This is a genomic window from Pseudomonas grandcourensis, assembly GCF_039909015.1.
In the GTDB taxonomy this organism is placed as follows: domain Bacteria; phylum Pseudomonadota; class Gammaproteobacteria; order Pseudomonadales; family Pseudomonadaceae; genus Aquipseudomonas; species Aquipseudomonas grandcourensis.
In genome coordinates, this window is record NZ_CP150919.1 from 3,204,719 (window position 1) to 3,224,015 (window position 19,297).

A 19,297-nucleotide genomic window follows, 5' to 3' on the forward strand; every position below is an offset into this window, starting at 1 on the left:
TGCCCTGGTTGAGTTGGAATGGGGCAATTTCGGTTGACGTCGGAGCCAATGACCTCAGGTGAAACCTCTGGGGGCAATCTCGATCGCTGAGTCCGCGTTGGTGCTAATCTAGGCCTCGCCGTTCAGGTGTTGAATGACCGGTGCGCCTGAAAACCTGCTCCGGACTCCGGAAAGAAGGGCGGTCAAGTGTTGGATGCGCTTTCTGATGTATTGCGTGTGATTCGGCTGTCTGGAGGGGTCTTCCTCGAGGCAGAGCTCACTGCGCCCTGGTGCATCAACGGCAGAATCTCGGCGGATGATTGCAAGCCGTTCCTGGCGGCCCCTCGACACATCATTGCGTCGCACTTTGTCGCCGCGGGGCGCATGCAAATTCAAATCGACGGTGGGGCCGCCATCGAGGTAAGGGCTGGCGAACTCGTTCTGCTTCCTCGCAACGACGCCCATTCCTTTGGCAGCGACCTGGGTATTGCGCCCATGCCGGCCAGAGAAGTCATCCAGCCGCCAGAAGTCGGCGGCATTTCGAGGATCAAGTACGGCGGGGGCGGCGAGGCTACGCAGTTGTTGTGCGGATTCCTCGGTTCGGAAACCCCCTTCAGTCCGCTGCTTTCGTCGCTGCCTTCCTTATTGAAACTGGACCTGCGCGCGACGGCATCGGGCACCTGGATCGAAAGCTCCTTCCGTTTTGCTGTCAGTGAAATCGCGGCGGGCCGTGTCGGCTCGACAACGGTCATCGCCAAGCTATCGGAACTGCTGTTCGTCGAGGCCGTCGGCCAGTATGTCGCCAGCCTTCCCCCTGAGCGGCGCGGGTGGCTGGCAGGTTTGCGCGATCCACATATCGGGCGCGCACTGGCGCTACTGCATGCTCGCCCAACCGAAGGCTGGACGGCGGAAGCCCTGGCGCTTGAGGTGGGGATGTCGCGCTCGGTATTCGCCGAGCGCTTCACGGCATTGGTCGGACAGCCGCCGATGCAATACCTGACGTTGTGGCGCATGCACGTGGCGGCGCAACAGTTGCGCGAAGGTCGCGGCAATGTGGCGCAAATCGGCTTTGCCGTTGGCTACGACTCCGAAGCTGCGTTCAGTCGCGCATTCAAACGCCAGTTCGGCACATCCCCCGGCACCTGGCGCAGACAATCGGCGCGAGGGGGGAGCTGTGCCAGCTCTACATGGTTACCTGACCAGGGTTGAGCCTTTGAACTCAAGGAAGCCGAGGCGATTCCGCCCGAGCCTGGCTGGCTCGCAGCGTTCTGGAGACCTGGGCCTGAATCTCGTAGGCAGGCGCCTCGACGGCTTCGTAATCACGGGTATAACGGGTGGCAAACTCGTGATTGCCCCATTGCTGGTACTGCTGCACGTGCTTCAACTCATGCGCCCACAGCGCGACATCGTTCAGTGCATCATTGGCATTTCGAAACACGATGATGTCGATGAGGGTGACCGCACGTACATCGGGATTCTGCAGCATAGTGTTTGCAGCGTTCAGCTCCACATCATCGCCGACCTTGTAGCGCGCCGAATCGAGCACTTGAATGTCATACCAGGGTTCGAGCTGGGCCCGGATATTCAGCGGAATTGGCCGGATATCGCCTGTTGCCGCAGAGTCGCGCGATTGCACAATCCAGTTCTGTAATCCAGAGGCCGCCATCTGGTTCATGTCGTCGAAGATCGATCCCGCTTCCTCTTTGGAACCTGGAGCACAAAAACACGCGACCATGCAGACCTGGGACTGCCCGGCGGGGCAGGCGAAAACCGAGGACGAGGTGCCTGCGCAAAAGAGCACGATCGCTAACCGGAAAACTTGACGCAAAAATACAGCTGACAATGGGGTCTCCCATGGGCAATGGCGGTCGGCAGGCGATACGTTGGGCATCTTGCACCCATTGTCCTGCCGCGTGTTGGACCGCTGCGACACTGTTCGATTCCCTGGGTTCCACAGTTTCTTTTGGGCGTTTCCCTCAATGCCTGTAAGGCCCTGCCTGGCCGAAAGCAGCACGGTTGAGTCACCAATCGGTAAAAACCGGCTGATAAGCAGGCGCTAACGTAGCCCCAAAGACTGACGCAGTTGCGCCGGACTCACGCCAAGGCGTTGCTTGAAGGTGGTCGCCATGTGCGCCTGGGAGTTGAAACCGCAGGCGTAGGCGATCTCCGTCAGGGTGGCGGTGGAGTCGCGCATCAGGGCGCGGGCCTTGGCGAGGCGTCGGTCGATCAGGTAACTGTGGGGGCTTTTGCCGGTGGCATTCTTGAAGGCACGCATGAAATAGCCTTCGGACAATCCAAGCAGGCCCGCCATCGCCGGTACGCTCAACGGGCCATCGAGGCCTGCATCAATGAACTCATCGAGCATGCGCATCCGGCTGCCGGTTATCGAGCCATGGGGGGCTGTCGACAGCGCTTCGCTCCCCGTCGCCCGCTCGGACAACGCCAATGCCCAGGCTTCCCAATCGTCCTCCATGCAAGGGTGCAACAGCGCGGCACGGATTCGCCAGGCGAGGGCGGTGGCCTGCAGGTCGATGCGATTGTTGAAGGCACGATCCCCGACCAACGCCATACCGTCGGTGCGAATCACCCGCAGGTATTCACCGCCCTGGGGTGATTCGGACAACACGTCACATCCGGCGGGGACGAACGCCAGGCCGTTGGGCACGGCATCGAAGGGGCGTATGCGGTCACTGCCGATGGCGTGCAGGCCTCGCTGACTATCGAAGGCGAAGCCGATTCCCGACTGGGTCGCGACATAGCGGGTCGCGTAGGCGCAGCCGGGGAGCAATTCGATCGCCCAGGGCCCGGCCTCGATACGACGGACCGGTTCGGACGGCAGTGGTGGCGGCGGGCGATTTCGATGATTCATGCACAACATAGTAGTGAAGAGGGGGGGCAAAAGTCAGGTCGGTTTTTTGAAAGCCGGAGACTGCGCCCGTGTTCAGACTGGGCAAAACCTCAGGGGGACCACTCATGCACAGACTGACTCGCGACGATATCGAACAGGCCGCTCGCCACGTTTACCAGGTCATGCCCGCCACAGCCCAGTACCCTTGGCCCTTGCTGGCTCAGCGGTTGGGTTGCACGGTGTGGGTCAAGCACGAAAATCACACGCCTACCGGTGCTTTCAAAGTGCGCGGCGGTATCACGTTCATGCACTGGCTCAAACGCGAGCACCCTGGCGCGAAGGGCATTGTCAGCGCTACCCGCGGCAACCATGGCCAGAGCCTGGCGCTGGCGGCTCGCACACTGGGTTTGCAGGCGTTGATCGTCGTGCCGGAAGGTAACTCGGTAGAAAAGAACAACGCGATGCGCGGCTTTGGCGCTGAAGTGGTCGAGTATGGCCGCGATTTCGATGACGCCCGTGAAGAGGCTGCCCGCCTGGCGCAGGCGCACGACCTGTTCCTGGTTCCGCCGTTTCACACCGAACTGGTCAAAGGCGTTGCGACTTATGCGCTGGAGCTGTTCAACGCCGCGCCGGACCTGGACACGGTTTATGTGCCGATTGGCTGTGGATCGGGGATTTGCGGGGTGATCGCCGCCCGCGATGCGTTGGGTCTGCAAACACAGGTGGTTGGCGTGGTTTCCACGGAGGCGGCGGCTGCACAGTTGTCGTTTGATGCTGGCGCGATTCGCGAAACCGCCTCGGCCAATACCTTTGCCGACGGCCTGGCCGTCCGCAAGCCGATTCCCGAAGCCTTTGCCGTCTACGCGGCAGGTGCGGCGCGGATCGTATCGGTCAGCGATGAGCAGATTGCCGAAGCCATGCGTGTGTATTACACCGATACCCATAACCTTGCCGAAGGGGCCGGTGCGTCGGCGTTGGCAGCGCTGATCTCGGAGCGTGAAGCCATGTCGGGAAAAAGGGTGGGGGTGATTCTGTCCGGTGGCAACGTCGACAGATCGGTGTATGCGCGGGTGATTGCGTGAAGGCGGCCATGATCCTGGTCACATAAATTTGAAATGCGCGGCATTGCTCGACAGAATCACGCCCCGATCCGGCCAAAGGCGCCGGACGTTCGTGGTGAAAAGGGGCCGCAGTTGAACGAACAGACATTGTCCATGCGCCTGGAGCGCGTGGCGGCACAGGTGCCAGCCGGTGCGCGCCTGGCCGATATCGGCTCGGATCACGGCTACCTGCCGGTGGCCTTGGTGCGCCGGGGCGCCATCGCGGCGGCGGTGGCCGGTGAGGTGGCGTTGACGCCGTTCCACGCGGCCAACCGCACCGTGCGCGAGAACGGCCTGGACTCGCAAGTCACCGTACGCCTGGCCAACGGCCTGGCGGCAATCGAGCCGGGAGACGGGATTACGGCGGTCAGCCTCTGCGGCATGGGTGGCGAAACCATCCGCGACATCCTCGACAGCGGCAAGGCGTACCTGAGCGGTCAGGAGCGCCTGATCCTGCAACCCAACGGCGGTGAACAGCCATTGCGCCAATGGCTGATGGGCAATGGCTACCGCATCCTCTGCGAGGAAGTGCTGCGGGAAAATCGATTCGACTACGAAATCATCGTCGCCGAGCGCGCCGGACCGGTGATCTACACCGCCCAAGAGCTGTACTTCGGTCCGTTGCAGATGCAGGCCCGCACTCCGGCGTTCCTGCTCAAGTGGCGGCGCAAGTTGCGCCATAAACAGAAGACCCTGAGCCACTTTGCCCGGGCGCAGCAGGCCGTGCCCGAGGCGACGGTGCAGGACATCGCGCGGCAGGTCCGGTGGATCACTGAATTGCTGGCTTGAGCGAGCCTGGGGCACAGCTGCTCAAGAACCTCGATCCAGCGTGGGTGTGGCTGAGTCGAGCGAGCCCCGTCAACGTGATGGATCGGCCCCCATCACTCTTCTTCCCTGAGTGCATGGATCCGCCCTGATTTTTCCGCAGCTATCAGCGCGGCATGATCTTTCGCATTTTGATTGGCATAGGCGATGGAGAACTTGCCGATGGCCTGGTCGAAGGTGTCCAGCTTGCCCAGGTAGCCACTGATGAGCGCCGCATCTCCGGATTTGGCGTGGGCACGGGCGAGGGTATGGCCACACCACTCGGCGTACATTTTCATCCGTGCGGCGGAAACGCCTTCGATGGGCGCTGACATTTTCATGTCCCGCAACTGGCGTACAAAGAAATGCCGGCCATTTTGCCCGCGTGTCCAGCCCAGGAAGATGTCGCTGGAGGACTGCATCAGCCGCTGCCCCGTGACGACACGCTGCCCCTGGTTCTCGTAGTCGCTGTTGCCTGCATAGGGTGCCAACACCGAAGGGCAGGCCTCCTTGAATTGCAGGAGCAAGGGGTGGTTTTCCGCGGAAAAGAACAGTCCGACGAAACAATAGGTCCCCACGCTCCCGATCCCGACAGCTTTGACCGCAATGTCTTCGAGGCGGTAACGATCAAAGAGTACGCGTCGTTCATGGGGAAGCGATAAACGATAATCACGCAGGGCGATACGGACTCGCTGCTTGAAGCCCTTTTCATACACATGAAAGAGCAAGGGCGGCTGATCGATCAGTCGCCGCCGGCCACCCACTTCGCTGCTGATTTTGGGATAGAGGTAATCACCCAGACGCAACCTTGCCTTCGCGATCACTTGCTCGCGAATTTTCTTGATCTCGGCATTGGGCGCCATATCGATGATCGTTTGAGCGTCCAGGCGGTCATACCAGACATCCAGCGGGCCCATTTTCGAAAATTTGCGCAGACCCTCGCGGTACGCGCCAGCGCATTTGACGGCAATGCACCGTGCCTCCTTATCGTTGAGTCGGTTATCCCGCGCGGCCACGGCAAAGCTGATCGCCAGGCGTTTGACGTCCCACTCCCAGGGGGCCGGGAGCGTTTCGTCGAAATCGTTGATGTCAAAAATCAGGTTGCGCTCAGGTGTCGCGAACAACCCGAAGTTCATCAGGTGGCAATCTCCGCAGGCCTGCACCTGGACGCCAGTGGTCGGGGTCGTGGCCAGGTCATGGGCCATCAAGCCTGCGGAGCCGCGTAAAAAGGTGAATGGACTGCGCAGCATGCGCCCGTAGCGCAGCGGCACCAGGTTGGGCAGTCGAAAGCGGTTGGACTCTTCGAGCAGTTCGATGGGGTCGCGGCGCTTTCCCGGTGGCTTCCATTCGGCGTGAGCCGAATGCGGCAGGCGTTCGCGCAGTTGCTCGCCTGCGAACAGACGCTCCTTGCGCGAGAGAAAGACCGAGTCGTCACCGGTGTCGTCCGACGGCTTTGCCAAGCCATCGGCAGATTTGCTTTTGCGGGGGGGCATGTCCACTCCTTTGCTCAACGAAGTCTGACTCGCTCGGGCACAGGATCTGGTAATGCGACTGTTCCATCAGCCCCCGGGGCGCGCGTGCACTGGCATCCTGGAAAGTGTCGAAGCTGTTTTTCAAGCGTAGCAGCTCCGATCCTGGATGTTGTATTGCCAGTACTGAATGTGCACTCGATTTGAAGTGGTTTGCGGATGACTGCAAGCGACTTGAACTTGCCGGAGACAGGCAGGAAATTGAACCACTCATCGGGTCTGGCGACGAAAGTTCAGCGAAATAGCGGTTTTTTTTTCGGCATACGGCCAGAAACGATTCAGCGGCGTAGCAATGCGGGTTTCAGCCAAAGAGGCAGGCGTCCCCAAGTGCTGGAAACAGTACCGTTTGTCGATGTTTCTGCTTAAAAAATGAACGATCGGGATATGCTGGGCTCTGATTTCCCAGCAGGCGGATCCTTAGTGGCCCGCTGCACTCACTAGAAAAATGGACGTATACCTCATCTGCATTGAATGGAATGCACATGGGGATTTTTTTTACCTGAGACCTGGAGTGATAGTATGCCGTCATCACTTACTCGCTGGGCGAGTCGCTCTCTCTTGTAATACCAAATTATTTAGTTGCTTCAATCTTTGCCAACTTGACCTTGCAGGTGCGAATAAATAATTCGCATGCCTGGGGCATGGTCATTTTGCACTGCTGCTATAAGTGGAGATGTAAACTTGGATATTAATACAATGATCGGCCTGATCGGCCAGAAAGAATCCATGGAGTTTTTGCGTTTAGGTGTTGTGTACGTTCATCTGTTGGCATGCTGCGTCGCTATTGGCCTGGTGTTTGCCAGCGATGCGGCAATGGTAAAGGACTTGTTGAAAGGTCGCGTGTCGTCGGGGCACGATAATGAACATATGGCCAGTCTGCAGAAGTCTGTTGCCAATGCGTTGATATTCTTGTGGGTGACTGGCGCTGCGATTATAGGCATTGATTACCTGGATAAAGGCATGACCTATTTTGCCAATCCGAAACTTCAAGCCAAAGTTATTATTGTATTGTTGCTGACGTTCAACGGCATGTTGTTGCACCGCTATGTACTGCCTGCAATGTTGAAGGCCAGTTCGTTGCTTGATCTTAAGGTCAATGTACGAATGTTTGCCCTGTTCTCTGGCGCACTGTCGGGCGTGTCCTGGTTGTATGCCGCCATGCTGGGTGTCGGTCGACCGCTGGCCTGGAAGTATTCGCTCACCGAGTTGCTGATGGCTTATCCGGTGTTGATCGTGCTCGGCTTTGCGATGATGGTGGCGCTGACCGAGTGGGCGCGTAAACGCAACGAAGCAACTCCGGTTCAAGAGTCTTCGTGGCTGTTTGCGGGTATTCCTGCGCTGCGCTGAGCTGAAGAGAATCCGGGAAAGGACGGTTGAAACCGTCTGAACCGCTCAAACATCAGACCCCCTCCTCGTGAGGGGGTTTTTTGTTCGTGTGGATATCAGAGTTCAAAGAAAACCGGCTCGAATGGCCGGTTTTTTTTCGTGTGAAATACGTCCATTTCATTTCAGCGCCAAAGCGTTGATCGTCGCGTGTGATAGCGATCCGAAGCCCGTAACCAAGGGCTCGAACGAAGAGACGGCCATCATCCTTTCGGCAAGGGGGGAGGGTAGCAGGGTTGATCGCGCATCTACCGCTCATCGCCAAGGCATAAAATAGGCTTTGACATCATTGGGGCCTTGGTTGAGTATTCATCAATCGCATGCGATCTAATCGAAAGCGATAGAAGATAGCGACAACCCCGACCGTTTGGAGATTCAGCCATGAACACCGGAAGCAGCCGCACAATGTTTATCTCGACCGCTCACGCTTCCCATGGCCAAAACGGCAACAACTGGATCAATGCACACGCCAATTGATGAACGTTGTCTTTTTAATCGTCACAAATGACGCATGCGATGTAATCGCACAAAATATAAAATCCTGAGGAAGTCCCCATGAGCAAGATCGAAAAAGTACTGGCCAGCGGCAAAACCCACACCACTCACAACAGCGCAGGCAACACTTCGCGCGGCCATAACGGCAACCTCGACATCGTACTGTCGTCCCCTGGCAGCGACACACCGGCACACGTGCTCACTGCCGTCCAGCCACACCCGAAAGCCGAGCAACTGTTCGCCGGAGCGTGGTCGGCCTGCTATATCGCAGCGGTGGGGCTGGCCGCCCAGCAGATGAAAGTGACACTGCCGACCGACACGGCCGTCGACATTGAAGTCGATCTGGGCCAGACCGGCGCGGCTTACTTCCTCCAGGCCCGACTGACCCTGCGAGTGCCGGGGCTGGACCAAGGAGTGGCGACCGAGTTGGCCCACAACGCCGATGCCATCTGCCCTTACTCCAAGGCCACGCGCGGCAACATTGACGTCGACATCAACGTCCTGACGGCATAACCCACTGCACGACCGGTTCACCGGGAATATTCCCGGTGAGCCGGTCGTCGGTGTTTATACGCACTTCCGATACCATCGCGTACGACGTATAGTTTCAGCCTCTCCAGATTGACCCAAGAGAACGCCCATGAAAAACACCGACAAGACATCCGCCCTGGATCTCAAACTCTCCGAGTTCCTGTGTTTTGCGGTCTATTCCACCAATCTGGCCTTCGGCAAGGCCTACAAGTCGATGCTCGAACGGCTCGGCCTGACCTATACGCAATACATCACCCTGGTTGCGCTGTGGGAGGAAGACAAACAGACGGTTGGCAGCCTCGGCGAAAAGCTGTTTCTCGAATCCAATACCCTCACGCCGATCCTGAAGAAGCTGGAAGCGATGGGTTATCTGCTGCGCCAGCGCGACCCGGAAGACGAACGCCAGGTGCGGATCAGTCTCACCAAAGAGGGGCGAACACTGCGTGAAGGCCTCACCGAAGACGGCTTCCCGCAAACCGGTCTTGATCCCGACGACTTCGTGCAAATGCAGAAGGCGATTGTGAAGTTGCGGGGCAGTCTTATCCGGTCGACCAAGGACAGAGAGTAAGTCGTACCCGGTAAAGTGAGCGGCCCCGGATTTGCGAAGTGCACTGCGTGCAGAAACCCTTCTTTATTCTGCAACCTGCAGAACCATCTTCACTTTGGCGTTGCCACTCTGCAGTAGATCGTGGGCTTTTGCTGCCTGTTCCAGTGGCAGAACTTCGATGCGTGGCGGATGGACCCGAGCGCTTGCCAGCAAGGCGGCGATTTTGGCCAAAGGCGCACCGCTGGGCATCTTGCTGTAGGTCACCGCGGTACGCATGCCACGTTGAGCCGCGCCAATGTGATCCGGGCCGGTATCTCCCTCGGCCAGCGTCAATATCGAGACCAGCATGCCTCCCGGCCGCAGCAGGTCCAGGCCGTCAGGCAAACTCCCGCACCCGACGCAATCGAGCACCAGGTCCACTCCGTCGCCGGACCACTGGCGGGTGGCGGCAAGAATATTCTGTGTGCGGTAGTCAATGCTCAGTTCACACCCCAGGGACTCGATGTAACTGCGATTGGTATCGCCACAGGTCGCTGCGACCTGCGCTCCAGCGTCTTTCGCGAACTGGATCGCGAAGTTGCCGACGGCACCTCCACCGCCGTGGATCAATACTCTTTGACCTTTTTCCAGGCCGCCATCCTCGAACAGCCCGGCCCAGGCTGCCAAGGCTGGCGTCGGCACCGCCGCTGCCTGAGCGAATTCGAGGTTATCGGGCATTTGCACCACCGACTCCTGGGAAACACAGACAAACTCGGCATAGGATCCCCACTTTCCAGCACCGACATCACTCTGGGCAAAAACCCGTGTGCCCTCGGGAAAGCCTGAAACCCCTTCACCGGTTTGCGCGACTGTCCCGGCCAGGTCGAAGCCCAGGATAAAAGGAAAGGTATAGGTGATGAAATGGCTGAGATAGCCTTGGCGACATTTCCAGTCCGCCGGATTGACACCTGCACAATGGACACGAATCAATACTTCTCCCGGCCCTGGCTCGGGCCGCTGGATTCGGGACAGCTGCAAAACCTCGGAGCCTCCCAGGCGATCTATCACTACGGCGCGCATCGTTGTACCTCTGTCTGGAGTCGTTTTATAAAAAAGGGTTGTGGGGCCGCGACGTTGCGATGCCCCAGTCATTGCAATGCCTTTCTATTAACAGGCAGCGTCAGGAGGCTGGTTGTCTGTGCGCAGAAAGCATGGGCAATGGCCTCCACGGTCCATTCGGGAAACTCCGGATCGAACCAGCGATCGACCCAGGCCCAATGGAACGGATGGGTCAGGTATTCACCCAGCAGCCCCTCCATGCTGGCGAACTCCTGCTGCCAGACGTGCGTCCAGGTGCTATCCGAGCAAACGCGGCTCAACTGCCAGTTACCGATGCTCGCGATGTACGCCGGCATGTGCAGCAGGTCGCGTTCCAGCGCTGCGACAAGTGCCGGGTCCTGCTCCGGGCGGACGCGCAGCAACAGAGTGCGCCAGATACCGTTTTCCAGGCCCACCGCACGCTGACCACCTCCGATCCGCTGGTACGCCAAGCGGTCGACGCGCGCAAGGGCGGGCAATCGCGCCAGGCTGTCGGCGGTGTTGGCTTGGTACGCGTCGCTGACAAAGGACAAGTCCAGAGTGAAGTCGCCTGCGCCCCAGCTGCCTTCAAGGTTGCGTCCCAGATGGAAATGGCCGAGACCAGGCAGGTTTTTCAGGTGTTGCTGCAGATCATCCTGCAGCGCCTCGTGCACGACACCGGGGTTGAGGTAAAGCTGTACGGTCTCATTCCACATGCTGCGCCACCTCGGGTATGGCCAACGGTTGACTGGCATCGCCCAACACATGCCGCTTTCGATGCTCGCTGAGTTTGTCCACGGCGGCCCAGAACGCCAGCACTTCGGCGCCTGCCCCCAGGCGCATGCCGTAGTAGCCCCAAACGTCGGGCACTTGCCACAGCAACCAGAGCCGGTTGCGCTCGCCAGGCACGGCAACAGGTGGCGAGACCCAGCGCTGCAGCAACGTCAGCCCGCGAGGGCCTGCAGTGGGCAGGTAGCGCTGGTCCAGCAAGGTCAGCAATGCGGGCAGGTGTTCGGCGTCGAGGAGGATTTCGTCGAGTATCCGGATCATGGCTTGCCTGTGCTGTGATCAGGCGTCAGGCTGAGATGGCCCGGCAAACGGGTGATGGCGAAAGTCATTCTTTGAGCGCTCCGATGATTCGTTTGGGTCGGACGCCATTAATCCACACACTTTTTTGCAGCACCGTCACCGGATCAATCAGTAATCGCTACTACACCGATCAATATGAGAGTTGGATGATGGTTTTCCGATCAGCGCATGCCGTTCATGTACCCCATGGGCTCAGCACCCGACTGCTTGACGAATTGCAGCGCAATAGCCTGCCCGGAGCGAGCAAGCGCGGGGCCGAGCGGACGCTTTCGGCCGACGGTTTCGTGAAACTGTTTCGCGAGGCCATCGAGCAGCTGGAAGCCCAGGTGGCAAAGGGCGAGAGCCATCCTCCGATGCGCAAGCAGGAAGTGGACCTGATGTGCCGCTGCCTGCTCAGTTGCGGCACCCTCGGCGAGGCCATCGAATGCGCCGGCGAATTCTGTGCGATGTTGCTGCCCCGTGCCGGCAAGCTGAGCCTGGAGCGGCGCGGCGAAAAGGCTGTGTTTCACATGGACTCGCTGCGCCGCACACGCAGCTCCGCCGCCTGCCTGGTCGACCTGACCGGGCTGTTCTGCTACTTGCAGTTGTTCGCCTGGTTGACCGGCAACACCCTGCAGGTGGACAGCGTGTTCCTGGCCCATCCCAAGCGAGAAGACGCCATGCCCTTTCTCGGCCTGTTCGACGCGCCGGTCGCGGTCGGCAAGCGCACCTACGGCTTCAGCTTCGAGGCCAGCCTGCTCACGCGGCGGGTGATCCGCCAACCAGTGGAACTGGGTGCGTTCCTGGTGGATTTTCCCTTTCGCCTGGTCGGTGCCGCACCCAGCGTGGTGTCTGTGACGCAACAGGTTCGCGGGTTTCTCGAGGCGGCGCTGAGCCACGCGCAGGAACTGCCGACCCTGGGCGCGATCGCCACGGCGCTGGGCTTCAGCGAGCCGACCTTGCGCCGGCACCTGGCTGCCGAAGGTGTCAGCTACCAGCAGTTGCGCCGGCTGTGTCTGTGCGAGACGGCACAGCGCTGCCTGCGCGACACCGACTGGACCATCAATCGGATCGCAGATCATCTTGGTTTCAGCAGCGAGGCGGCGTTTCGCCGCGCGTTCCAGGATTGGACCGGACTAGCCCCCAGCCGTTATCGCGCGAATACCAACAGCGCCTAGCCGAAGCTATCGTCTAAATGGACGATGGCTGCCCCTGCGCGGCGCGGCTCTACTGGTGTCAATCGAACAGGCATCAGGAGCAGCAGGTATGGGCAGTGAACAGCAATGCCGTGCGCCGGTCAGTAACCGGCAACCCCCGGTCAAGTTGAGCATCGGTACCGCACCCGGGGTCCGGTGCGGCCAATCGCGAACCTGGTTGGGCCTGTGTCTGGTTGGCATGGTGGCCGTGGGTTCGGTCGCCTCGTTTCTGCCCCGTCCCACCCCAACAACGGCGCCGACCCGTGTACAACCACAGCAGATGTTGATCAACGGCGTGGCTCAAGCGGGCGCCAAACTGTTGGCCGCCGGCGAGTTGGGCCACCTGTTCGTCAGCCGGGATGCAGGCCGGCAATGGGACGAGGCCACCGTAAGCCCGTCGCGTGGTTCGACCCTGACCCAAGTGTTCGTTGCCAACAAGACGCTGGCCCTGGCGGTCGGACACGATAGCTGGATTTTGCGCAGTGAGGACGACGGGCAAACCTGGAAGGAAGCGAATTTCGACGCTGATGCCGGCAATGTCTTGATGAACGTCTGGGGAAACCCCACCGGTCCATTCTTCGCCATTGGAAGTTTTGGCGATTTCCGTCTTTCGACCGACCAGGGCCGAACCTGGCAAAAGCGCAACGTCGGACTGGGGGATCGGCATCTGTATGGCGTGGCCGGCAGCGGTCCCGACAGGATGATGCTGGTCGGCGAAAGCGGCCTGGCCGCGCGCTCCACCGATGGTGGTCAGAACTGGACCCGTCTGAGCGGTTTTTATACGGGCAGCCTGTTCGGCCTGATTGCCTTGTCGGGCAACGACTGGCTGGCCTATGGCATGCGCGGCAAGGTGTTTCGCAGCAGCGATTTCGGTCAGTCCTGGACAGCGATCGAGTCGGGCACGGAACGGGCGCTATACGGCGGCACGCTGACCCGTGATGGCCATGTGGTGCTGGTCGGGGAGGGTGGCGTGGTCATTGTTTCAGCCGATCGCGGAGAAACCTTCCAATTACTGCACGCCGGTAACGGGCCCAGTTTCTCCAGTGTGGGCCAGGCCGCTGACGGGCGCCTGATCTACACCGGGCAGCAGGGTATCGCCTTCGAAAACCTCCCCTTGGCAACGTCGAATCACTGACGGATGCGAGCACTCTCATGAATAACAATAAAACGCTGCTGGTCGACCGTTGCGCCGACCTTTTGATGGCTCACCGACGTTGGTTGCTGCCGCTGTTTGTCGTCCTGACCGTGGTGTTCGCCGGCACGGCGACACGGATCAAGCTTGATCCCGGTTTCTACAAAATGATCCCCCTGCAACACCCTTACATGCAGACATTCATCCAGTACCTGGATGCGTTTCCGGGGGCCAACCGGGTGTTGTTCAACCTGCGCTGGAAGGGCGAGGGTGACATCTACAACCCTGTGTTCCTCAAGGCGCTGCACGCGGCAAGTGATGAGGTGTTTTTCATTCCGGGGGTCGAGCGTACCCGGGTGTCATCCCTGTTCACCCCGGACACCCGTTACGTCGAGGTGACCGAGCAGGGCTTCTACGGCGACGTGGTGGTACCTGCACGTTTCAGCGCCAGCCCGGCGGACCTGGACCTGGTGCGCCGCAACGTAGCGCGATCCGGGGTGATCGGCCGACTGGTGCAGAACGATTTGAAGGGCGCCCTGATACGTGCCGATCTGCAGGAAATCAATCCGCAAAACGGGCGCAAGGTGGATTACACCGAAGTCGCCGCCGCGCTGGACAAGATCCGGGACAAGTACGCCAGCGAGCAGATCGAGGTCAATGTCATCGGTTTTCCGGTACTGATCGGCGACATCATCAGTGGCCTGTCGAGTGTCTTCACTTTCTTCCTGGTGGCCTTTGTCATCACCACGGTGTTGCTGTTTTTCTACTGTTGTTCCCTGCGCTTGACCCTGCTGGCGCTGACCGTTGCGCTGCTGCCGGTGATCTGGTTGCTCGGGTTGCTGCCATTGATCGGCTTTGGCATCGATCCGATGTCGATCCTTGTGCCTTTCCTGATCTTTTCCATCGGAGTTTCTCATGCCGTGCAGATGACCAACGCCTGGAAACTTGAAGTGTTGACAGGTGCCGATTCGCTGACGGCCGCCCACAGCTGTTTCCGCCGTATCTTCGTGCCCGGCGCCCTGGCGTTGCTGGCCAACGCCTTGGGGTTTGCGGTGATCATGCGCATTCAGATCGACAGCGTCCGTGAGTTGGGGATCATGGCGTGCCTGGGCGTGTTGCTGATGATCGTCACCAACAAGATGCTGCTGCCGATCCTGCTGTCGAACATGCGCCTGGAAGATTCCGCGCGGCGTGCCAGGGTTGCCGCGGGCGGGCGCCATCCGTTCTGGTGGGCGCTGTCCACTGTGACCCGGCCGGGGCCGGCGCTGTTGGTGATCGGTGTGTCCCTGTGCTTGCTGGCGGTGGGCATTGTCGAGTCACGCAAACTGGTGGTCGGGGACATCGGCAGCGGTGCACCGGAATTGCGCGACGGTTCGCGGTACAACGTCGACAGCCACAGCATCGTCGACCGCTACGCGATTGGCGTGGACGTGCTGACGGTGGTGGTCGAAGCGAAACAGTTCGCTGGCGATGACGCCTGTCTGCACTACGACGTGATGAACGCCGTGGACAAGTTCGCCACCTTTTTGCGCGGCGTGCCGGGTGTGCAGTCAGTGGTCAGTGTGCCGGACCTGGCCAAGGTCGGCATCACCGCCAACAACGAAGGTAATCCGCGCTGGTCGGCCTTGCCACGCAGCAGCCAGGCCCTGCAACAGGGTGCCGAGGCGTACAACCCGGACATGGGCATGAACACCCAGGGTTGCTCGGCCATGCAGGTGCTGATCTACACGCAGAATCACGAGGGCGCGACACTTGGCCACCTGACCCGGGAGATCAAGCGCTACATCGCCCTGCAAGCGAACGATGACACCGCTAGCGGATTTCGCGTCGGTCAGGCCTTCCAATTGGCAGGCGGCAACGCCGGGGTGATGGCGGCCACCAATGAAGCCGTCGAAAAGGCTGAAATCGAAATGCTCGTGGCGATCTTCAGCGCAATCACCCTGATGTGCTTTTTGACCTTTCGCTCCTGGAAGGCGGTGTTGTGCATCATTGCGCCGCTGGCGGTGGTATCGGTGCTGTGCAATGCCTTGATGGCTGTGTTGGGGATCGGCCTGAAAGTGGCGACGCTACCCGTGGTAGCCCTGGGCGTCGGGGTAGGGGTGGACTACGGGATCTATCTGTTCGAACGGGTCGAACATCAACTCGAACGGGCAGGGCAGGATTTGCGCACGGCCTTTTATGAAGCCTTTCGTCAGCGTGGCACTGCCGCAGTGTTCACCGCAGTGACCATGTCGATTGGCGTAGCGACCTGGGCCTTTTCCCCTCTCAAGTTTCAAGCGGACATGGGCCTGCTGTTGGCCTTCATGTTCCTGGTCAATGTATTCGCAGCGGTGCTGTTGCTACCGGCGTTGGCCTGTTGGCTGAACGTGGGCCGACGGTGCATGGTTTCTGCTGCGCAGACGCGAACACCCGTCGCTCGCTAGCCGGGCGACACGCTACAAAAACTTCCTCCGACAACACCTTTTTCCGGTAGCGCAATGGCGTTCTGACCGTGGGCGTCGCTGCGCCAAAAAAAGCAGATCACGGTTGTTACAGGACAACAACAACTCACAAGAATGTCCCAGTGGAGCTGTCTAGATGAACGATACAAAACCAGAGAACAGGCGTCGCATGCTGTCGCGCCATTTCAAGCTGAGCTGCGTGACGTGTGCCTTGACCACGTTTGCGTTGCCGTCCGTACAGGCGGGCACCTTCGAGTTCGGTGACGGGATCGAAGCGGATTACCTCACGACGCTCAACTATGCCCTCAACACCCGGACGGAGAAGCAGGCTCACAAGCTGCTGAACAACATCAACGGTGACGACGGTGACCGCAATTTCGACCGCGGCAGTTTCTTCAACAATCGCGTCAGCGCGCTAGGCGAACTGAACATTCACAAGGGTGACAATGGTGTCCTGCTGCGGGGCTCGACCTTCTACGATTTTGCCTACATGAGCTCCAACGACAACGACTCGGCCGCGACCATCAACAAGCTCGGCGCGGTCGATCATTTCACCTCCCAGGCGCAAGATCGTAGCGGCACGCGCACGCGCCTGCTCGACGCCTATGCCTACACGACCCAGACCGTCGGCGACAACGGCTACCTTGACCTGCGCCTGGGCAACCAAGTTGTCGCCTGGGGTGAAAGCCTCTACATCTCCGGCATCTCCGGAGTGCAGGGCCCCGTCGATGCCACCAAGACCAACATTCCGGGTACCGAGATCAAGGAAGTCCTGCTGCCTGAACTGCAAGCCTCCGGCAAGTTCACGATCAAGGACCTGACCCTGCTTGGCTATACCCAATTCAAAAATCATCCTTATGAGTTGTCACCCGGAGGCGACTATTTTTCCTATGCCGACATGATCGGGCCAGGCTCTGATTTCATACGGTTGGCGCCCGGTGATCTCGCGACACTGCTCAACAATGGTGGGGCGCTGACCCGAGGGCCGAGCGAAAATGCCCGTGATGGCGGGGAGTGGGGCGTGGGTGCTCGCTACAAGGTCACGCCGTTTACCGAAGTGGGGGTGTACCGCCTTCGCTACCACGATCGCACCCCCAGTGTGATCACCGATTTTGCGACGCGGAGCTACCACCTCAAATACTTCGAAGACATCGACCTGACCGGCGCCAGCCTCTCCACCCGGCTGGGCGACTGGCAGGTGTCCGGAGAGGTCAGCTACAAGGACGGCACGCCGCTGGTGACCAAAACTGGTGTGTCCCGCGGCAACGCCACTCAGGTGCAAGTGTCGGCGTTGAAAACCTGGGGCAACACCTGGATTTCACCTCAAGCGAGTTTTTCCGGCGAGCTTGGCGCGGTCCACGTCAACGACGTCGACGAGGGTGGTCTCTCCAGCCTGGCCTACGATCGCAACGCACAATTCGGCCAGTTCAACGTCACCCTGACGTACCCCAACGTTTTCGTGGGCTGGGACATGGACGTGCCTTTCACCTATGGCCGCTCCTTCAATCAGTCCGCTGTCAGTTCCTTCGGTTTCGGCGGCGACGGGGACTCCCGTGCGAGCCTCGGTGGCGTATTCAAGTACCTGAACAACCTTCAGGTGGGTGTGACCTACAACGCCTATCTCGGCTCGCCGGACCCGTTGGAAAAACCGCTGGCCGACCGCGATTTCGTGGCGATCAACATCAAATACAACTTATAAGATCCATCAGGAGAGCATGTGATGAAGGCTTCGATTTTCCGTGCAAGTCTGCTCGCTGTCGGTGTTCTGACCGCGTTGAGTCCATCGGCCTGGGCCAGGGTTTCGCCCGAAGAAGCGGCCAGGCTTGGCCACGATCTGACCTGTGCCGGCGCGGAACGTGCCGGTAATGCCGAGGGCACGATCCCGGCTTTTTCCGGCAAGTGGGTGGGCACACCCGACACCGTGAAATACGAGGGCACCGGGCATTTCTGGCCAAACCCTTACGCCGCCGAAAAACCGCTGTTCGACATTACTGCGAAAAACATGTCGCAGTACGCCGACAAGCTCACCGATGGCCAGAAGGCCTTGCTGACGAAGTACCCGGAGACCTTCCACATCCCGGTCTACACCAGCCATCGCGATTTCGACTTTCCAGAGTGGGTGTGTACAGCGTTCAAGAAAAACGCGGTCACGGCGCAACTGGTCGACGATGGGTTGGGCCTGGCAGCGGTCACTGGATCAAGTCCGTTCCCTATCCCGAAAACCGGCCTGGAACTTTTGTGGAACATCAACAACACCGGTGCCCAGCCTTACACCACGGAGGTCACCACCCAGGAACTGGTGGTGTACCCGGATGGCAATCTGGCCTGGGGTGAAACCCTGTCCAGATTCCTCGGGCTGCGCAGTGATCCCGGGGTGATGCGCGACACCGCCGATGCCGGCTCGAAGTACGGCAGGCTCAACGCACTGTCGCTGACCAAAACCATCCTGCCGCTGCGCGACAAGGGCAGCGTGAACGTCTCGCTGGAGTCCTTCAACTACAAGGAAAGCCCGCGTGACGTGTACCTCTACAACCCCGGAACACGACGGGTTCGACAGGCGCCTTCGTTCGGTTTTGACATGCCCTTGGGCGTTGGTGGTTTCCGGGTGGTGGACGAACACCACATGTTCAACGGTTCGCCTGAGCGCTACGACTGGAAGATCGTCGGCAAGAAGGAAATCTACATTCCCTGGAACGCCTACAGCACCAACCAGAGCGACGTGAAAATGGCTGACCTGGCCAAATACAAGGGCCACATCAATACCGACTACATGCGCTTCGAACTGCAACGTGTGTGGGTGCTGGAAGCCACGCTCAAGGAAGGTTTCCGTCATCAGTATTCCAAGCGTGTGTTTTACATCAACGAGGACACCTGGTCGGCGGTGATGACAGACCAGTACGACGGTCGCGGTCAGCTGTGGCGCACGGTGTTGGGCAACTGGATGTGGGCCTACGAAACGCAAACGCCGTACTGGGGCATCGCCGCCCACCAGGACCTGATCTCCGGTGCCTACCTGATCGACAACGTGCCGAATGAACGGGGTGCGCCATTGCTCAACGCCGGTAAGGATTGGACGCCGGCGATGTTCACCGCGGAAGCGGCGGCCCGGGCCGGACACTGATCTTCACACAACAGCAAAGCCATCGGCTCGACACGGAGATGGCTTTGCACCTGACTTGATTCCAAGG

General features: G+C 59.8%; 17 protein-coding genes. 11 read left to right on the forward strand and 6 right to left on the reverse strand.

All coding sequences use genetic code 11. The features are described 5' to 3' along the window. Nucleotides 1-186: 186 nt before the first annotated feature. Nucleotides 187-1,188 carry an AraC family transcriptional regulator gene (locus AABM52_RS14305; protein WP_347912443.1) on the forward strand — a complete coding sequence of 334 codons (1,002 nt, stop codon included), beginning with the start codon at nt 187-189 and terminating at the stop codon, nt 1,186-1,188. A gap of 10 nt (nt 1,189-1,198) precedes the next feature. Here AABM52_RS14305 and AABM52_RS14310 read toward each other — a convergent pair whose 3' ends face one another. Next, nucleotides 1,199-1,870 carry a DUF4157 domain-containing protein gene (locus tag AABM52_RS14310; protein ID WP_347912444.1) on the reverse strand — a complete coding sequence of 224 codons (672 nt, stop codon included), beginning with the start codon at nt 1,868-1,870 and terminating at the stop codon, nt 1,199-1,201. Between the two features lie 165 nt (nt 1,871-2,035). Continuing rightward, nucleotides 2,036-2,857, reverse strand: a complete 822-nt coding sequence (locus AABM52_RS14315) for an AraC family transcriptional regulator (RefSeq protein ID WP_347912627.1) — start codon at nt 2,855-2,857, stop codon at nt 2,036-2,038. Nucleotides 2,858-2,952: 95 nt separating this feature from the next. Between AABM52_RS14315 and AABM52_RS14320 the strand changes: the two genes are divergently transcribed. After that, complete coding sequence (locus tag AABM52_RS14320; RefSeq protein ID WP_347912445.1) at nt 2,953-3,909, forward strand: threonine dehydratase; 957 nt, start codon at nt 2,953-2,955, stop codon at nt 3,907-3,909. Nucleotides 3,910-4,020: 111 nt separating this feature from the next. After that, nucleotides 4,021-4,716, forward strand: a complete 696-nt coding sequence (locus tag AABM52_RS14325) for a tRNA (adenine(22)-N(1))-methyltransferase TrmK (RefSeq protein ID WP_347912446.1) — start codon at nt 4,021-4,023, stop codon at nt 4,714-4,716. 92 nt (nt 4,717-4,808) lie between these two features. On the opposite strand, the gene AABM52_RS14330 is transcribed toward AABM52_RS14325, so the two are convergent. After that, nucleotides 4,809-6,224, reverse strand: a complete 1,416-nt coding sequence (locus tag AABM52_RS14330; protein WP_347912447.1) for a DUF2252 domain-containing protein — start codon at nt 6,222-6,224, stop codon at nt 4,809-4,811. 732 nt (nt 6,225-6,956) lie between these two features. Here AABM52_RS14330 and AABM52_RS14335 point away from each other — a divergent pair. The 3 genes from AABM52_RS14335 to AABM52_RS14345 all read left to right on the forward strand — a co-directional run bounded on the left by AABM52_RS14335 (nt 6,957) and on the right by AABM52_RS14345 (nt 9,237). Further along, complete coding sequence (locus AABM52_RS14335; protein WP_080925219.1) at nt 6,957-7,607, forward strand: hypothetical protein; 651 nt, start codon at nt 6,957-6,959, stop codon at nt 7,605-7,607. Between the two features lie 591 nt (nt 7,608-8,198). Beyond that, entirely contained in the window at nt 8,199-8,651 is a 453-nt protein-coding gene (locus tag AABM52_RS14340) for an Ohr family peroxiredoxin (protein WP_057714894.1), read from the forward strand. 127 nt (nt 8,652-8,778) lie between these two features. Next, nucleotides 8,779-9,237 (forward strand): MarR family transcriptional regulator, encoded by a 459-nt coding sequence (locus AABM52_RS14345; RefSeq protein ID WP_347912448.1) that lies wholly within the window; start codon nt 8,779-8,781, stop codon nt 9,235-9,237. A 63-nt stretch (nt 9,238-9,300) separates the two neighbouring features. On the opposite strand, the gene AABM52_RS14350 is transcribed toward AABM52_RS14345, so the two are convergent. The 3 genes from AABM52_RS14350 to AABM52_RS14360 all read right to left on the reverse strand — a co-directional run bounded on the left by AABM52_RS14350 (nt 9,301) and on the right by AABM52_RS14360 (nt 11,322). Continuing rightward, nucleotides 9,301-10,185, reverse strand: a complete 885-nt coding sequence (locus AABM52_RS14350) for an NADP-dependent oxidoreductase (protein ID WP_347912449.1) — start codon at nt 10,183-10,185, stop codon at nt 9,301-9,303. A 158-nt stretch (nt 10,186-10,343) separates the two neighbouring features. Beyond that, nucleotides 10,344-10,988 (reverse strand): Dabb family protein, encoded by a 645-nt coding sequence (locus AABM52_RS14355; protein WP_347912450.1) that lies wholly within the window; start codon nt 10,986-10,988, stop codon nt 10,344-10,346. Next, nucleotides 10,978-11,322, reverse strand: coding sequence for a hypothetical protein (locus tag AABM52_RS14360; protein WP_347912451.1), 345 nt, complete (start codon nt 11,320-11,322; stop codon nt 10,978-10,980). Before AABM52_RS14360 ends, AABM52_RS14355 begins: the two co-directional genes overlap by 11 nt. Nucleotides 11,323-11,507: 185 nt before the next feature. On the opposite strand from AABM52_RS14360, the gene AABM52_RS14365 reads away from it, so the two are divergent. The 5 genes from AABM52_RS14365 (at nt 11,508) to AABM52_RS14385 (ending at nt 19,230) form a co-directional block, all read left to right on the forward strand. Beyond that, complete coding sequence (locus AABM52_RS14365) at nt 11,508-12,518, forward strand: helix-turn-helix domain-containing protein (RefSeq protein ID WP_347912452.1); 1,011 nt, start codon at nt 11,508-11,510, stop codon at nt 12,516-12,518. 88 nt (nt 12,519-12,606) lie between these two features. After that, complete coding sequence (locus tag AABM52_RS14370) at nt 12,607-13,671, forward strand: YCF48-related protein (RefSeq protein ID WP_347912453.1); 1,065 nt, start codon at nt 12,607-12,609, stop codon at nt 13,669-13,671. A gap of 17 nt (nt 13,672-13,688) precedes the next feature. Next, nucleotides 13,689-16,091: an MMPL family transporter gene (locus AABM52_RS14375; protein ID WP_347912454.1), complete on the forward strand. Its 2,403-nt coding sequence runs from the start codon at nt 13,689-13,691 to the stop codon at nt 16,089-16,091. A 154-nt stretch (nt 16,092-16,245) separates the two neighbouring features. Further along, nucleotides 16,246-17,808, forward strand: a complete 1,563-nt coding sequence (locus tag AABM52_RS14380; protein WP_347912455.1) for a DUF1302 family protein — start codon at nt 16,246-16,248, stop codon at nt 17,806-17,808. 21 nt (nt 17,809-17,829) lie between these two features. Beyond that, nucleotides 17,830-19,230, forward strand: a complete 1,401-nt coding sequence (locus AABM52_RS14385; RefSeq protein ID WP_347912456.1) for a DUF1329 domain-containing protein — start codon at nt 17,830-17,832, stop codon at nt 19,228-19,230. The last annotated feature ends 67 nt before the right edge of the window (nt 19,231-19,297 follow it).

Excerpts from the sequence above, each read along its gene's own strand:
- AABM52_RS14345 (WP_347912448.1), top strand. The coding sequence starts at position 8,779 with ATGAAAAACACCGACAAGACATCCGCCCTGGATCTCAAACTCTCCGAG.
- AABM52_RS14385 (WP_347912456.1), top strand. The coding sequence starts at position 17,830 with ATGAAGGCTTCGATTTTCCGTGCAAGTCTGCTCGCTGTCGGTGTTCTG.
- AABM52_RS14380 (WP_347912455.1), top strand. The coding sequence starts at position 16,246 with ATGAACGATACAAAACCAGAGAACAGGCGTCGCATGCTGTCGCGCCAT.
- AABM52_RS14360 (WP_347912451.1), bottom strand. The coding sequence starts at position 11,322 with ATGATCCGGATACTCGACGAAATCCTCCTCGACGCCGAACACCTGCCC.
- AABM52_RS14330 (WP_347912447.1), bottom strand. The coding sequence starts at position 6,224 with ATGCCCCCCCGCAAAAGCAAATCTGCCGATGGCTTGGCAAAGCCGTCG.
- AABM52_RS14320 (WP_347912445.1), top strand. The coding sequence starts at position 2,953 with ATGCACAGACTGACTCGCGACGATATCGAACAGGCCGCTCGCCACGTT.
- AABM52_RS14365 (WP_347912452.1), top strand. The coding sequence starts at position 11,508 with ATGATGGTTTTCCGATCAGCGCATGCCGTTCATGTACCCCATGGGCTC.
- AABM52_RS14370 (WP_347912453.1), top strand. The coding sequence starts at position 12,607 with ATGGGCAGTGAACAGCAATGCCGTGCGCCGGTCAGTAACCGGCAACCC.
- AABM52_RS14315 (WP_347912627.1), bottom strand. The coding sequence starts at position 2,857 with ATGTTGTGCATGAATCATCGAAATCGCCCGCCGCCACCACTGCCGTCC.
- AABM52_RS14335 (WP_080925219.1), top strand. The coding sequence starts at position 6,957 with ATGATCGGCCTGATCGGCCAGAAAGAATCCATGGAGTTTTTGCGTTTA.
- AABM52_RS14355 (WP_347912450.1), bottom strand. The coding sequence starts at position 10,988 with ATGTGGAATGAGACCGTACAGCTTTACCTCAACCCCGGTGTCGTGCAC.
- AABM52_RS14340 (WP_057714894.1), top strand. The coding sequence starts at position 8,199 with ATGAGCAAGATCGAAAAAGTACTGGCCAGCGGCAAAACCCACACCACT.
- AABM52_RS14310 (WP_347912444.1), bottom strand. The coding sequence starts at position 1,870 with ATGCCCAACGTATCGCCTGCCGACCGCCATTGCCCATGGGAGACCCCA.
- AABM52_RS14375 (WP_347912454.1), top strand. The coding sequence starts at position 13,689 with ATGAATAACAATAAAACGCTGCTGGTCGACCGTTGCGCCGACCTTTTG.